This window comes from Cryobacterium sp. TMS1-13-1 (assembly GCF_004403125.1).
GTDB lineage: Bacteria > Actinomycetota > Actinomycetes > Actinomycetales > Microbacteriaceae > Cryobacterium > Cryobacterium levicorallinum.
This window is the reverse complement of record NZ_SOGX01000018.1, coordinates 25,205-39,272: the sequence shown is the minus strand read 5'-3', so window position 1 is coordinate 39,272 and position 14,068 is coordinate 25,205. Positions and strand designations below refer to the sequence as shown.

The following is a 14,068-nucleotide window of genomic DNA, read 5'->3' as shown; positions in this document are numbered from 1 at the left end:
ATTTACCGCGCGCAGGTCACGGCATCGGCCTGGGCGCGTGCTGCTGCCGTTTGGTGACGACGGCGAGCACGATGAGAATCACCCAGCCGCTCTCGATCAGCAGCCGACTCTCGGCCACGCTCTGCGCAATCAGCGCGGCGAGCAGCAGCAGCGGAAGCATCGACGACACGGCGTAGGGTTCGGTGTTCTGCACGCCCAGCCGCGGACGGTCGACGGCGAGAAACCACGCCCGCCACAGGGTCGAGCCGACCAGGGCGGCGAACAGAATGACGCCGACGATGCCGAGCTGCAGCCACACGTCGAGCCAGGCGTTGTGCGCCTGCAGGTAGGTGACGCCCTTGCGCACGGCGAGGTCGTTGAACGGTTCGACCCACGGCACCCAGTAGCTCACCCAGCCCCAGCCGAAGACGGGGCGTTCCTGGGCGAGGTTGGTGACGCTGGCCCAGATGTCGAAGCGACCGGTGAGATCCTCGCTGCGGCCGAGCAGCCCGAACAGTTGCGACGAGAACAGCGCGAGGGCCGCGGCCACCGCCAGAACGGATGCCGCGGCCACGAGATACAGCGGCCGCCGGTGCTGGTCGTGAACTTTGCGCGCCCAGAGCGCGAACAACAGGGCTGCGACGACGGCGACCAGCGAGACGGTGACCGTGGCGGAGCGGGTGAGCAGCAGCATCCCGACGGCCAGGCCCAGCCAGACGAGGCCGGCACCGCGTTTGACGAGGCGGGCTCTCAGTTGCACGATGAAGACGATGATGGCTGTTAACGCGATGAATCCGAGCAGGTTGCGGTTGGCGACGATGCCCTCGATCGGGCCGCCATTTAAGAGCAGGCCGCGGCTCCAGTAGAAGGCGCCTGGCACGTCGTCGGTACCGTAGTCAACGAAGAACGGCAGTACCGGATTTCGGATGACGACGGCGACGAAAAGCTCGAATACGAGGCTCAGCGCGAGTACCCAGCGCAGGGCGCCGGCCAGGGTGCGCAGCAGCTCCGGCCAGGTAAGGGTCACGGCCAGGAACAGGGCGGCGAGGGTCGTGATGAGTTGCAGCGTGATTCCCAGAGCGGATGCCCCCGGGTAATACGACCACGCGATCGACAGGGTGGCCAGCAGCAGGAACGCGGTGATGGTCTTCGGAAACTTGCGCCAGTTCAGCGCGGGGGCGAGGGCGGCTTGGTAGGTGTTGCCGCGGGCGATGTCGCGGTCGGTGGGGGTGTCGTCCTGCGCTGGTGTGGGCGCTGCGGTCGTTGAAACCGCGGCTGCGCCGTCGGCATGTACCGGGACCGAGGCTTCCGTGTCAGCGTGCGAGGAGACTGCGGACGCGTTTGCGGGGGCTGCGTTTAGGCGGGTTGCTGTGGCTGCGTTAGCGGTTGCCCGGCGGCGGGCATTGTGGCGCTGGGTGCTGAGGCCGATGATGCTGCCGATGACCACAATCACGGCGATGGCGCCGAAACCCCACCAGCCGCCGAGGTTGCGCCAGAACTGGCCGGCCAAAACGGTGAACCAGACGAAGGTCGCGAAGAGTCGAATGACGAGGCGACTCTGCACGGCGGACATGGTTTCAGATTACCGGTGTTGTTCTATTGGGTTACGCGAGATTGTTCAACCGGGTCGCGAAAGCCGGTAAACGCAACACGTCAGCCGATCTCGCGGGGCTCGCTAGTCGGCGTGGCCCTCGGCGAGGTAGGCGAGGCGGCGCAGGGTCTCCGAGTTGCGGTAGCGGATGGCCAGATCGCTCAGGGTGGTGGGAACGAGGCGCGCTGGGCCGGCGACGACGTCTTCGGTCATGCGCACGAGGCATCCGTTTTGGTGATCTTGAACGTCGATCGACACGTGCGCCTCGCCAATCGGCCAGCCGCGGGCCTTCAGCATGGCGTGGCGGGGCGCCTGCCATTCGAGCACGGATGTGGTGTCGTCGAGCAGGGCCGGCCAGACTCCGACCGAGTGGTGCAGGCGGCTCCCGACGGCGGGCCAGGTCGCATCGACGTCGCGCATGCGGCTCGCACCGACGACCCAGGTGGGGTACAGCCATCCGTTTTCGAGCACAGCAAAGACCTGCTCGGGAGTGCAGCGGAATTTTCGATAGTTCACAGCCATCGGGTCTCCTTCGGTTTGTCGCGAGAGCGCAAAAAGTGCCCGATTGGAGTGCCCAATCGGGCACTTTTTGCGCTCTCGCGGGAGGATGGGATTAGGGGGAGAGGTTGGGCGACTCGAGGATGTTGTATTCGTGGGCCAGGGCGCTGAGGGCGGCGCGGTAGCCGCACATTCCGTGCACACCGGGGCCGGGCGATGTCGACGACGAGCACAGGTAGACGCCGTCGAGTGGGGTGCGCCAGGGGTCGCCGGAGAGCACCGGGCGGCGCACGAGCTGGGCCATGCTGATGGCTCCGGCCGCGATGTCACCGCCGATGTGGTTCGGATTGTGGTTCTGCATCTGCGCGGCGGTCTGGCTGGCCGAAGCCAGAATGGTGTCGCGAAACCCGGGGGCGAAGCGCTCGATCTGCCGGGTGATCTGCTCGGTCTGGTCGCGGGTGGAGCCGGCCGGCACGTGTGTGTAGGCCCAGAGCACGTGCTTTCCGGCGGGAGCGCGGGTGGCGTCGAGGATGCTCGGCTGCGCGGCGAGCACGTAGGGGGAGTCGGCGTGGCGCCCGCGGGCGACGGCGTTCTCGGCGCGGGCCTGACCGGCGCGGGTGCCTCCGACGTGCAGGGTCGGCGCTCGCCGCAGATCCGCGGCGGTCCAGGGCACCGGGTCGGAGAGCGCGAAGTCAACCTTGGCGACGGCGTTTCCGTAGCGAAACCGTGTCATGGCGGCCGCGTAGCGGTCGGGCAGGGCGCCGGCGGCGAGGCCCACGAGGGCGCGGGGGGTCACGTCGAGCAGCGTCACGCGTGCCGGCGGCAGCTCTCGGAGACTTACGATGTCGGCATCCGTTATTATTTCGCCGCCGTGCGCGAGCAGGTCGTCGGCGAGGGCCCGCACGATGGCACCGCTGCCGCCGGTAGGAATCGGCCAGCCGCCGGCGTGCGCGTGCGCGGCGAGCGTCAGCCCAGCACCGGCGGTCGACGGGCTCGGCAGCCGCCCGATCGAGTGCGCGAACGTGCCCGTGAGAAGCGCCGGCGCGGTTTCCCCGGTGAAACGCCAATTCCACGCCGGGCTGCCCTGCTCCAGCGTGCGCAGCCCGAAGCGGGCCAGCGTAAGCGGATGTCGCGGCACGCGCAGCAGCGCATCCCCGGTCAGCTCGGCGATCGCTCTGATGTGGTCGACGAGCGGCCCGAGCAGGTGTGACCAGGCCGGGCCGTCGCGGCCGAGGCCGGCGGCGGTGCGTTCGATGTCGTGCCAGGACACGCCGGCCCGGCCGCCGGGCAGCGGATGCCCATAGGAGATCTCCGGAACCCTGAGCTCGATGCGATCCTTGAGGCCGAACTTCTGAAAGAACTCGGAGGCCAGCGCGAGCGGGTGCACGGCGCTCCCCACATCGTGGTGAAACCCGGGCAGGGTGAGCTCGGCGGTGGCCGCCCCGCCGCCGATCTGAGGATTGCGCTCGTAGACCCGCACTTTGAGCCCGGCGCGGGCGAGCGTGACCGCCCCGGCGAGTCCGTTTGGGCCGGATCCGACGACGATCGCGTCGAGCTCCTGGTCGGTCGTCACGCCGGTCCGTGCACGTCAAGTCTCATTCCGACACCGTAGCCCGAGTCGGGCGGACGCACACCCTGCGCGGGCATCCGCTCGCGTAGCTAACGCCGGTAAATCTGCGACACGCTGCCTCAAACGGATTGCGGTGACCCGGCGTGTCGCAAAATTCACCGGCATTACGGACGGCGCGACTCAGACGAAGGCGGCCTGACCGGTGATGGTGCGACCCACGATGAGGGTGTTCATCTCCTGGGTGCCCTCGTAGGAGTAGATGGCCTCGGCGTCAGCGAAGTGCCGGGCCACGTTGTACTTGAGCGTGACTCCGTTGCCGCCGAACAGCTCGCGGCACCAGGCCACGCTCTCGCGCATGCGGCTCGTCGTGTAGGCCTTGGTCAATGCGGAGTGCTCGTCGCGCTGCACGCCCTGATCCTGCAGCTGTGACACCCGCACCACCATGCCGAGGCTGGCGGTAATGTTGCCGAGGCTCTTGACCAGCAGGTCCTGCACGAGTTGGTGCCCGCCGATGGCCTTGCCGAACTGCTCGCGTTCGTGTGCGTAGGCCACGGCCGCGTCGTAGGCGCCGATGGCATTGCCGACGGCCGCCCACGACACCTCGGCGCGGGTGGCCCGCAGCACCTTCGCGGTGTCCTTGAACGAGTTGGCGTTCTGCAGGCGCAGGCTTTCGGGAACGATCACGTCGGTCAGCACGATGTCGGCGTTCTGCACCGCGCGCAGGCTGATCTTGCCCTCGATTTTGGTGGCCGTGTATCCGGCGGTGTCGGTAGGAACGATGAAGCCCTTGACCTGATTGTCGGCCGTGTCCTTGGCCCAGATGATCGTCAGGTCGCTGAAGGTGGCGTTGCCGATCCAGCGTTTGGCGCCGTTCAACGTCCAACTATCACCGTTGCGGGTCGCGGTGGTGCGGAGGCCCTGCGCTGCGTCGGAGCCGCTCAACGGCTCGGTCAGCCCGAACGCCCCGACGATCTCGCCGGAGGCCAGGCGCGGAATCCACTCGGCCCGCTGCTCGTCTGACCCGGTCACCTCGATCGTTCCGGCGGCGAGACCGTTCTGCACGCCGACAAAGGTGGCGACGGATGCGTCCACTCGCGCCAGTTCCAACGCCACGAAGCCGCGGAACACGGCCGAATTCGCAAACGGTTTCGTGGACTCCCAGCCGAAGGAGTAGACGCCGAGCTCGGCGAGCGGCTTGATGACATGGGTGGGAAATTCGGCGCGATCCCAGCATCCGTTTGCGATCGGCCGCACCTCCTTTTCGAGGTAGGCGCGCAGCTTGATGATCGCGGCTTGCTCGGGCTCGGTGAGCAGGTCTTCGTAGCCGAAGAAGTCGCTGCCGAGTAGTTCAAAGGTCATGGTTGCTCCGTTGCATAGACTGCGGCCGACAGGCGACCGGTGAATTGCCGCCAGCCTAGGGGGCTTGTCTGAGCGCCCCAACCCGGTTGGTAGTTTGGTCTAAACAGTTGTAGAAGGAGCCGAACATGTTTGTGGGCATCACCAACACCCCGCGCAATTACGCCTGGGGTTCCACCCGCGCCATCGCTGACCTGCTCGGCCGCACGGCGTCGGGCGGGCCGGAGGCCGAACTGTGGTTGGGAGCCCACGCCGGGTCACCGTCGGTGATCGAGGATCCCGCGCTGGTCGGCGGTTTTTCGGACCTCGCCGCGTGGATTGCGGCGGCGCCGGCGGTAGCACTCGGCGCTGATTGGGCCAGTCGAGAAGCGGATGCGGCTCCACGCCTCCCATTTCTGCTCAAGATTCTCGCGGCCGGTCGCCCGCTGTCGCTGCAGGCGCACCCGACGAGCGCGCAGGCCCGCGCCGGGTTTGAGCTCGAGAACGAGGCGGGTGTGGCCGTCGACGCCGGCAATCGCAATTACCGCGACCCGTTCCACAAGCCCGAGCTGCTCGTTGCGCTCAGCGACACCTTCGAAGCGCTCTGCGGTTTTCGGCCGCTCGCCGAGGTGCGCGGCATCATCGCCGAGTTGCGGCTGCTCGATCTCGCGACCGAGGATCCGCAGGCCGCGATCATCGACCTGCTCGAGAGCCACCTGATCCGGGGCCTGCCCGACACCGTCGACTGGCTGCTGCGCGACGGCCGCGGCGGAGACTCTGGCGAGGTGAAATGGCTGGTCGAACGGGTCGTGGCGCTCGCCGAACACGCCCAGTTTCTGGCTGAGGGGGGAGCGGCCATCGGCTATGCCCGCGAACTGGCGGCGGTGCGTGTGCTCGCTGCCGAGTACCCCGGTGACCCCGGAATCGTGCTCGCCCTGCTGCTGAACCGGGTCTCCCTGCAGCGCGGCGAGGCGATGTATCTGCCGGCCGGCAACATCCACGCGTATCTGTCCGGGCTGGGCGTCGAACTCATGGCCGCCTCCGACAACGTGTTGCGTGGCGGGCTGACTCCCAAGCACATCGACATCGAGGAGCTGCTCGCGGTACTCGACTTCTCTCCGGCGCCCTCGCCCTACCTCGCGCCGATCGTTCTCGGCGATGGTGTCTCGCTGTATCGTCCGGACGTGCCCGACTTCGAACTCGTGCAGATCGAAGCGGATGCCGATGCCGCGACGTCGACGCCCGTCACGATGCGACAGATCACCCTCACCGGTCCGGCGATTGCCATCTGCACGGCTGGCGGGTTTCTGGTGGCCGGGGCCGCGTCGTCGCGGCCGCTGAAGCGCGGCCAGGCTGTCTATGTCACGCCCGACGAGGGCACGCTGACCTTCGCCGGAACTGGCGAGGTGTTTCTGGCGACGACGGGCGCGTAAGCCGGGGTTCGCAGGCAGCCAAGCGTTGGTCGATTGCGGTTTCGACAAGCTCGACCAGCGGACTGTCTGAGTCGCGTAGGCGAGTCGGGAGCAGCCTCGGGGAGGCAACCATTTCTCGTTGGTCGCGCTTGTCGAGACCGCCGTACGAACGCCGTGAGGCCGCGCGGTTAGCCAGCCTTGCGGGGGCCGAAGGCCCGCCGGTAGGCGGTGGGAGTGGTCTGCAGAACCTGCAGAAAATGATGGCGCATCACGGCCGCCCCGCCGAAGCCGGTGTCGATGGCGATCTCCTCGAGGCTGCTTGAGGAGTCCTCGAGCAGTTCCTGCGCCCGAAGCAGCCGCTGCCGGTTGAGCCAGCGGGTCGGCGTGGTGCCGATTTCGGCGCGAAACCGGCGGGCGAAGGTGCGCGGCGACATGAGCGACTTGCGGGCGAGTAGATCGACGGGCAATTCCTGGTCGAGGTGGCGCAGCATCCACCCGGTGACGGCGGCGAAGGATTCGTCCTGGCAGTCGACGACCGATGCTTCGATGTACTGGGACTGGCCGCCATCGCGCTGCGGCGGCACGACCATGCGGCGCGCGATCACGTTCGCGACGGTCGCGCCCAGTTCCTTGCGCACGATGTGCAGCGCGGCGTCAATGCCGGCGGCGGTGCCGGCTCCGGTGACAACGTGATTGTCTTCCACAAACAGGACGTCGGGGTCGACGGTTGTATTCGGGTAGGCCCGGGCTAGGGCCTCGGTGTACATCCAATGGGTCGTACTGCGGCGCCCATCGAGGATGCCGGCCTCGGCCAGCACGAACGCGCCGCTGCACACGCTGAGCACCCAAGCACCGCGAGCCTCGGCGTCGCGCACGACCTGCAGCACGCGCGGGTCGATTGCCGCTCCGATAGCGTAGGCCGGGATTGCGATGAGGTCGGCGTCAGCGGCGGCGGCGAGGTCGTCGTGCACGACGATGTCGAAGCCGATCTTGGTGCGGATCGGTCCGGGTTCGGCGGCGACGACGTGAAAGTCGAACGCCGGCCCGCCGTGCACGCTGCGGTCGATGCCGAACACCTCGCAGATGACTCCGAATTCGAACGGCGCCAGACCGGGGAGGGTGACGCAGACGATTTTCTGAAGCATGGGCATCCGTTCTGCTGAGGCTGGATATGGCAGAAATATGTCGAACAACGTCAACTGTGCCACTCGCGGCAGAAAAGCACAATACATAGAGTTTCTGCCATGTTCATTCTTATTTTTCTCCTCACAGTCCTCGCGATCGCCGGTGTTGTGGCCACGATTCGTTCTTCCGGGCGCGACGGTTACGGTCGCCAAAGCGTTCGAGCAACCGACGACGATGACGCACTGATTCGCTGGCGCTAGCCTGAAGCGGTGGCACATCGGTGTCACCGTGAACGAGCGGGGCAGTATGGCGTGGTTGGTAACCGGCGGAGCGGGCTATATCGGATCCCATGTGGTGCGCGCTTTCCAAGCTGAAGGGTTCGACGTGGTTGTGCTCGACGACCTCTCGAGCGGCCACGAATCTTTCGTGCCGGCCACAGTGCCCTTCGTGCGGGGCAGCGTGCTCGACGGCGATCTGCTCGTGCACACCTTTCGCGAGCACGACGTGCACGGCGTCGTCCACGTCGCTGGATTCAAGTACGCCGGCGTCTCGGTGCAACGCCCCCTGCACACCTACGAACAGAACGTCACCGCGACGGCCACGCTGCTCGCCGCCATGGATGGGGCGGCGATCGACCGCATCGTGTTCTCCTCCAGCGCTGCGGTCTACGGCACGCCGCACACCGACCTCGTCACCGAAAGCACCGCGAAAAGCCCGGAATCGCCCTACGGCGAATCTAAACTGATTGGCGAGTGGCTGCTGCGCGACCAGGGCGTAGCGACCGGCCTGCGGCACACCTCGCTGCGCTACTTCAATGTCGTCGGCTCGGGCGACCTCAGCCTGAGCGACACCAGCCCGCACAACCTCTTTCCGCTCGTCTTTGCGGCGCTGCTCGATGGACGCACCCCGCGCATCAACGGCGACGACTATGCCACGCCGGACGGCACCTGCGTGCGCGACTACATTCACGTCGCCGATCTGGCCCTCTCGCACGTCGCCGCGGCACGCCGGCTCGACGCCAACGAGCCGATCGAGCCGGTCTACAACCTCGGCAGCGGCGACGGCGTCTCGGTCGGCGAGATCATGGCGACCGTGCGTCGGGTCACCGGCATCGACTTCGTTCCGGAGCTCGGACCGCGACGCGTGGGCGACCCCGATCGCATCGTCGCGTCTGGCGCGCTCGCGGCCCGCGACCTGCGCTGGAGCATGCGCCACACCCTCGAGCAGATGGTGCAGAGCGCCTGGGACTCCTCACGCGCGGCCGTGCATTGAGGCTCGACACGCCGCTGAGGGCTCAGATCGTGCTCTGTTCGCAACGTTCAGACACCCCCCAAATGGCCGAATTTGTCGCCGTGGGCGCGTCGCAACTCTCCAGCCCATATTGAGGGTTTACGATTCGCGACTTGACGATATCGAATTACATGGGTGTAATTAGGTGCGGCACTAGTTGGTGCGGATTGAGCGCTGGGAGACGATATGGCATTACCTGACTATCGTTCCGGAGTACCAGAGGACTGGTTCGTTGACCCCGTCACCCTCGGTGTTCCGGGAGTACGACAAGACCACGGCGACGAAAACCTACTGGCCTGGCAGGCCGACTCCCTCTGCGCGCAGACCGATCCCGAGGCATTCTTCCCCGAGAAGGGCGGCTCCACCCGCGACGCCAAGAAGATTTGCTCCGGTTGCGAGGTGCGCAGCGAATGCCTCGAATACGCGCTCAGCAATGACGAGCGGTTCGGCATCTGGGGTGGGCTGTCCGAGCGCGAACGGCGCAAACTGCGCAAGCGCGCCTAACCCGTTCCGCGCAGTTTTTAAGCGGATGCTGTCGACTGGCTCGGTCCGGGCGCAGCTTTCTCGGCCCTGACGCGGTTGGCAGCGAGCCAGATTGCGGCCGCGCTAGGCCCGGGGGAAGGGGAAGCGGATGCTGACGCATCCGCTTCGCGATTGCCCTGCCAATATTTGAGGCGCGCCCTCTCGGTTGAGGGGCAGCGCCCGATCCCGACCTAGGCTGGTGCTGTTATGCAACCGAGAGTCACCGCCATCCTTGTCGCCCGAAACGGTGCGAAACACCTTGAGCGAACTCTCAAGGCGTTGTCGTTGCAGACCCGCAAACCCGACATTGTGATCACGGTGGACTGCGGATCGAGCGATGCGACGGCCAAGATGCTGGCCGATTTCGGGCCGACCCAGTTCATTGCCGCCGATGCCGACCTGAACTTCGGGCAGGCGATTACCGCCGCCGTGCGCGTGACCACGCCGCCCACGCACGACCGGGAGCTGCTCTGGCTGCTCGCTCAGGACAGCGCCCCAGACCCGACCGCCCTCGAAGTCCTGGTCGACGCGCTCGAGATTGCGCCGTCCGTTGCGGTGGCCGGGCCCAAGGTGATGGAGTGGATCGCCGGCGAATACATCCACAACTTCGGCGAGTCGATGACGCCGTTTGGCGCGACCGTCACCCTGGTGGAGAGCGAACTGGACCAGGGCCAGCACGACGGATTGAGCGATGTGCTCGCCGTCAGCGCCGGCGGCATGCTCGTGCGCCACCAAGTGTGGGAACAGCTGGGTGGTTTCGACCCGGCGCTGCCCACCGTCGACGACTCCCTTGACTTCTGTGTACGCGTGCGCCTCGCCGGGTATCGCGTCTCGGTGGTGCCAGCCGCACGGGTGGCTTCGGCCGGCGACGGCGTGGCCGGCCCGAACCAGTCCTCCCGCGGGCGGCTACGCCGCCGCCGGGTGCGAGCCGAACGCTCGGCGCAGCTGCATCGCCGCCTGGTCTACGCGCCGGCCGGAGTGCTCGCCCTGCACTGGCTGACCCTGCTGCCGCTCGCCTTCATCCGCTCGATCGGCCAGCTGCTGCGCAAGGAGCCCGGAGCGATCGTGGGCGAATTCTCGGCCGCATTCGGCGCTGCCTTCAACGGCCTGCGCGTCAGCAGCGCCCGTCGCATGTTTACGAAAACCCGCACCCTCGGCTGGGATGCCATCTCCACCCTGCGCGTTCCTTCGGCCGAAGTTCGCCGGCGGCAGTCACTCAAGCGCGAGGCGAGCCTGTTCGGCCTGCACGGTGAACGCGCCGAAATTCGGTTCTTCTCCGGCGGCGGAGCCTGGACCATGCTCGCCGCCGCGGTCGTCGGCATCGTGATGATGGTGCCGCTGCTTGGCGCCGACACCCTCATCGGTGGTGGGCTGCTGCCGCTGTCGCCCAGCCTGCCCGAACTGTGGGCAAGCGTCGGCTACGGCTGGCGCGACCTCGGGCTCGGCTTCGTCGGCGCCGCAGACCCGTTTGCCGCTGTGCTGGCCGTGCTCGGCTCCATCGCGTTCTGGTCGCCGTCCTTTGCCTTCGTGCTGGTCTACGCGCTCGCCTTTCCGCTCGCTGCGGTCGGCGCCTGGATGGCGGCGACCCGCCTGACCGACCGGGGCAGCCTGCGCGCCCTGGCCGCCGCCCTGTGGGTGCTGGCCCCGAGTTTTCTGGCCGCCCTGGCAGACGGCCGCCCGGCCGCCATCCTCGTGCACCTGCTGCTGCCCTGGCTGTTTTTCACATGGTTCGCGGCCGCGCGCACCTGGTCGTCCTCCGCCTCGGCTGCACTGTTGTTCGCGGCGGTCGTGGCCTGTGCGCCCTCCCTCGCCCCGGCGCTGCTCGTGGCCTGGCTGCTCAGCGTGGCCATTGCCGGTCGCCGGGTAATGCGTTTCATCGGCATTCCGCTTCCGGCGCTCGCCCTCGCGCTTCCGCTCATTGCCGACCAGGGCCTGCGCGGCACCTGGCTGAACCTCGTCGCCGACCCCGGCCTGCCCGTACCGAGCGATCACGCACCCACCCTGCAACTGCTGCTCGGGCTGCCCGGCGGCAGCGGTTGGGCCGGCGTCCTCGATCGGTTCGGGGTGCCTGGTCTCGACCCGCAGCTGATCGTGCCCATCCTGCTCACACCCATCGCCGTGCTCGCCCTGCTGGCGCTACTGCTGCCGGGCGCTCGGCTCGCGAGCGGCGCCTGGCTGGTCGCCCTGCTCGGATTCGGTACCGCCCTGGCCGCCAACCAGCTCGTTCTCGCCGCCATCGGTGCCGAACCGGTGCGCCTGTGGTCGGGCGCCGGGCTCAGCCTGTACTGGCTCGGCCTGGTCGGCGCCCTCCTGATCGGCCTGCGCGCCCTGCGCCGATTCGCGCCGGCGCCCGGGGTCGTCGCCGCGCTGGCCCTGGCCGTCGTAGTGCTGCCGCTTCTGGGCTCCCTGCACCTCGGTACCGCCGCCGTGCGCGAGGGAACCGGGCGAACCCAGCCGGCCTTCGTCGCCGCCGAAGCGCAGATCGATGACCGGGTCGGCACCCTGCACCTCGTTCCGCAGGCCGACGGCGGCCTGCTCGCCACGATCGAGCGCGGTGTCGGCGCCACGCTGAACCAGCAATCCACCCTGGACAGCACCGACCAAACGCTCAGCGCCCGCGAGAAAGCGCTGGCGGAGCTCGCCGGTAACCTGGCCTCACGCAGCGGGCTGGACACCAGCGCGGATCTGGCCGAATTCGGCATCCGCTTTATCGTGTTGCAGCCGGCCGGCGCTGATGTTCTCGCCGGTGACACCCAGCTGCGCACCGAAACCGCCCTGGACGGCAATGCCGCACTGGCCCCGGTGGGCGACACCGAATTCGGCCGACTGTGGCAGTTCGGCGAAACGGATGCTGCCGGTGGCGTTCCAGCACCGGCTCGCGCCGGCGGCGTCTTCGGCCTGGTCACCCTGCTGATTGCCGTCGCCGTGGTGGGCAGCGCCGTACTGCTGTCGCTGCCGATCGGCGCCGGCCGTGAAGCCGTGCGCCAGGCCCACCGCGATGCGATTCGCCGCGCGGCCAGGGTCAACGCCAAGCCGAAACCGAAACGCACCCGCCGGGGCAAGAGCATGGTCGGTTCCGACCTGGACGCCGATCGGGAACCGCCGCTCGGTACCGATCTCGAGGCCGACCTGGTCATGGACCGGGAAACCGGCGTCGGTACCGGGCTGGAATCGTCCACGGAAGACACTGTGGAGGACGATCATGCCCGCTAGAAGCACTCTCGTCCGCATTGGTGGTCGGGCCGGCCGCGGCGTGCTCGGTCTGGTCGGCATCGCCGTCGTTGTCGCTGTCGGCGCGGCGTCGACCCTCGTAACGCTGCCGACCGTTGAGAACGAACCGCAGTCGAGCGAGATCGTGCCGCTGCCGAGTGAGCAGCAACGGGTCTGCCCTGGACCGCTGCTCACCCTCGCCGAGGATTCGACGCAGGCCCAGTCGGCGTCGAGCGTCGGGTCCGCTGCAGCCGTGTATGGCGCTCTCGACGCTGCCGGGAGCGACTTTGACCAGATTCGCCCGGACGTCACCGAGATCAGTGCGGTCGACGACTCCAGCAGTCGGCAGCCGCCGCTGTTGCTGACCGTTCCCGTGCAGGATGGCGCCACCGTGCCGCCGCTCGTCGCCGGCAGCCAGTCGCAGGTCGTCGGCACCGACACCCTGGGCGGGCTCGCCGTCGCGTCCTGCACCGAAGCGGCCAGCGAGAGCTGGCTCGTTGGGGGATCCACCGATATCGGCGGCAGTAGCCTGCTGCTGCTCAGCAACCCGTCGACCGTGCTCGCGACCGTCGACGTCACCGTCTATGGTGAGAGCGGAATCGTCGACGCGCCGGGCGCCTCCGGCATTCTGGTGCAGCCCGGCGAGCAGCGGGTCATTTCGCTGGCCGGCCTCGCCCCGAACCTGAAATCCCCGGTCGTGCACGTGTCGTCGCGTGGTGGGCAGGTGGCGGCAGCATTGGAGCAGAGCAGCATCCGGGGGATTGAACCCGGCGGAGTCGAGATCATTGGCGCCACCGCCACGCCGGCACCCAACCAGACCATCGCCGGGGTGCGTGTCACGTCGGCGGTCGCCGCGGACACCGTTACCACCGGCGAGGGGTTCAACGCCGATACCCCGTCGATTCGGGTGTTCGTGCCCGGCACCGAGGCGGCGACCGTGCAGATCGGCGTCACGAGCGCCGACGGGGCTGCTGACGGTACCTCGACCCAGGTGGAGATCGAGCCCGGAGTTGCGACGGAGGTTCCGCTGTCGCCGTTGACCGTGGGCAGTTTCTCGGTGAAATTACGCTCCGACCAGCCGATCGTCGCGGCCGCTCGCACCTCCAACGCGGGCCCTGACGGTCGGGACTTCGGTTGGTTCGCGGCCTCGGCACCGCTCGAGGGTTCGTTCACGGTGGCCGTTGCCGAGGGGCCGTCGCCGACCCTGCACCTCGTCAACGGCGGGGGAGCGGATGCTGCGCTCACCCTCACGCCCGACCGCGGCTCTCCCGTCGACCTGCAGATCGACGCCGGGGCGAGCGCGACGGTTCCGCTGCAGAGCGGGGCTCGCTACCTGGTGAGCGGCGGGGAGTCGGTGTGGGCGCTCGTGGACTACTCCGGCGACGGCCTGCTGTCGTCATTCACCGTGAACCCGCCCGGACCGCTCGCGTCGTCGATCCGCGTCTACACGCACTAGCCGGTTGTCGTTCCGGGCGTTCCTCGTTTGGGGCTTCGTGCGCGTTCGGGGCATTCTGTGCGTTCGGGGCCATTCTTTGC

Annotated in this window: 11 protein-coding genes; 6 read left to right on the top strand and 5 right to left on the bottom strand. The window is 68.0% G+C overall.

Translation table 11 applies throughout. From position 1 onward, the window contains the following. Positions 1–16: 16 nt before the first annotated feature. The 4 genes from E3T31_RS15225 to E3T31_RS15210 form a co-directional block, all read right to left on the bottom strand. A complete protein-coding gene (locus tag E3T31_RS15225; protein ID WP_134469936.1) occupies positions 17–1,552 on the bottom strand; it encodes an O-antigen ligase in 1,536 nt (511 codons plus the stop codon). A gap of 102 nt (positions 1,553–1,654) precedes the next feature. Continuing rightward, on the bottom strand, positions 1,655–2,092 hold the full coding sequence (locus E3T31_RS15220) for an SRPBCC family protein (RefSeq protein WP_134469934.1): 438 nt from the start codon (positions 2,090–2,092) through the stop codon (positions 1,655–1,657). Between the two features lie 91 nt (positions 2,093–2,183). Then, positions 2,184–3,641, bottom strand: coding sequence for an NAD(P)/FAD-dependent oxidoreductase (locus tag E3T31_RS15215; RefSeq protein ID WP_134469932.1), 1,458 nt, complete (start codon positions 3,639–3,641; stop codon positions 2,184–2,186). 177 nt (positions 3,642–3,818) lie between these two features. After that, the gene (locus E3T31_RS15210; protein ID WP_134469930.1) at positions 3,819–4,997 is read right to left on the bottom strand and encodes an acyl-CoA dehydrogenase family protein; all 1,179 of its coding nucleotides are present in this window, start codon (positions 4,995–4,997) and stop codon (positions 3,819–3,821) included. A 125-nt stretch (positions 4,998–5,122) separates the two neighbouring features. Here E3T31_RS15210 and manA point away from each other — a divergent pair, with 125 nt between their 5' ends. Continuing rightward, positions 5,123–6,406, top strand: coding sequence for a mannose-6-phosphate isomerase, class I (manA, locus tag E3T31_RS15205; protein ID WP_134469928.1), 1,284 nt, complete (start codon positions 5,123–5,125; stop codon positions 6,404–6,406). Positions 6,407–6,573: 167 nt separating this feature from the next. On the opposite strand, the gene E3T31_RS15200 is transcribed toward manA, so the two are convergent. Then, on the bottom strand, positions 6,574–7,530 hold the full coding sequence (locus E3T31_RS15200; RefSeq protein WP_134469926.1) for a GlxA family transcriptional regulator: 957 nt from the start codon (positions 7,528–7,530) through the stop codon (positions 6,574–6,576). Positions 7,531–7,629: 99 nt separating this feature from the next. Here E3T31_RS15200 and E3T31_RS17915 point away from each other — a divergent pair, with 99 nt between their 5' ends. The 5 genes from E3T31_RS17915 to E3T31_RS15180 all read left to right on the top strand — a co-directional run bounded on the left by E3T31_RS17915 (position 7,630) and on the right by E3T31_RS15180 (position 13,988). Then, positions 7,630–7,770, top strand: a complete 141-nt coding sequence (locus tag E3T31_RS17915) for a hypothetical protein (protein WP_166787614.1) — start codon at positions 7,630–7,632, stop codon at positions 7,768–7,770. Between the two features lie 46 nt (positions 7,771–7,816). Then, entirely contained in the window at positions 7,817–8,782 is a 966-nt protein-coding gene (galE, locus tag E3T31_RS15195; protein WP_134469924.1) for a UDP-glucose 4-epimerase GalE, read from the top strand. 204 nt (positions 8,783–8,986) lie between these two features. Beyond that, on the top strand, positions 8,987–9,304 hold the full coding sequence (locus E3T31_RS15190) for a WhiB family transcriptional regulator (RefSeq protein ID WP_104132008.1): 318 nt from the start codon (positions 8,987–8,989) through the stop codon (positions 9,302–9,304). A gap of 225 nt (positions 9,305–9,529) precedes the next feature. Continuing rightward, on the top strand, positions 9,530–12,535 hold the full coding sequence (locus tag E3T31_RS15185) for a glycosyltransferase family 2 protein (protein WP_134469922.1): 3,006 nt from the start codon (positions 9,530–9,532) through the stop codon (positions 12,533–12,535). Continuing rightward, positions 12,525–13,988: a DUF5719 family protein gene (locus E3T31_RS15180; RefSeq protein ID WP_134469920.1), complete on the top strand. Its 1,464-nt coding sequence runs from the start codon at positions 12,525–12,527 to the stop codon at positions 13,986–13,988. Before E3T31_RS15185 ends, E3T31_RS15180 begins: the two co-directional genes overlap by 11 nt. The last annotated feature ends 80 nt before the right edge of the window (positions 13,989–14,068 follow it).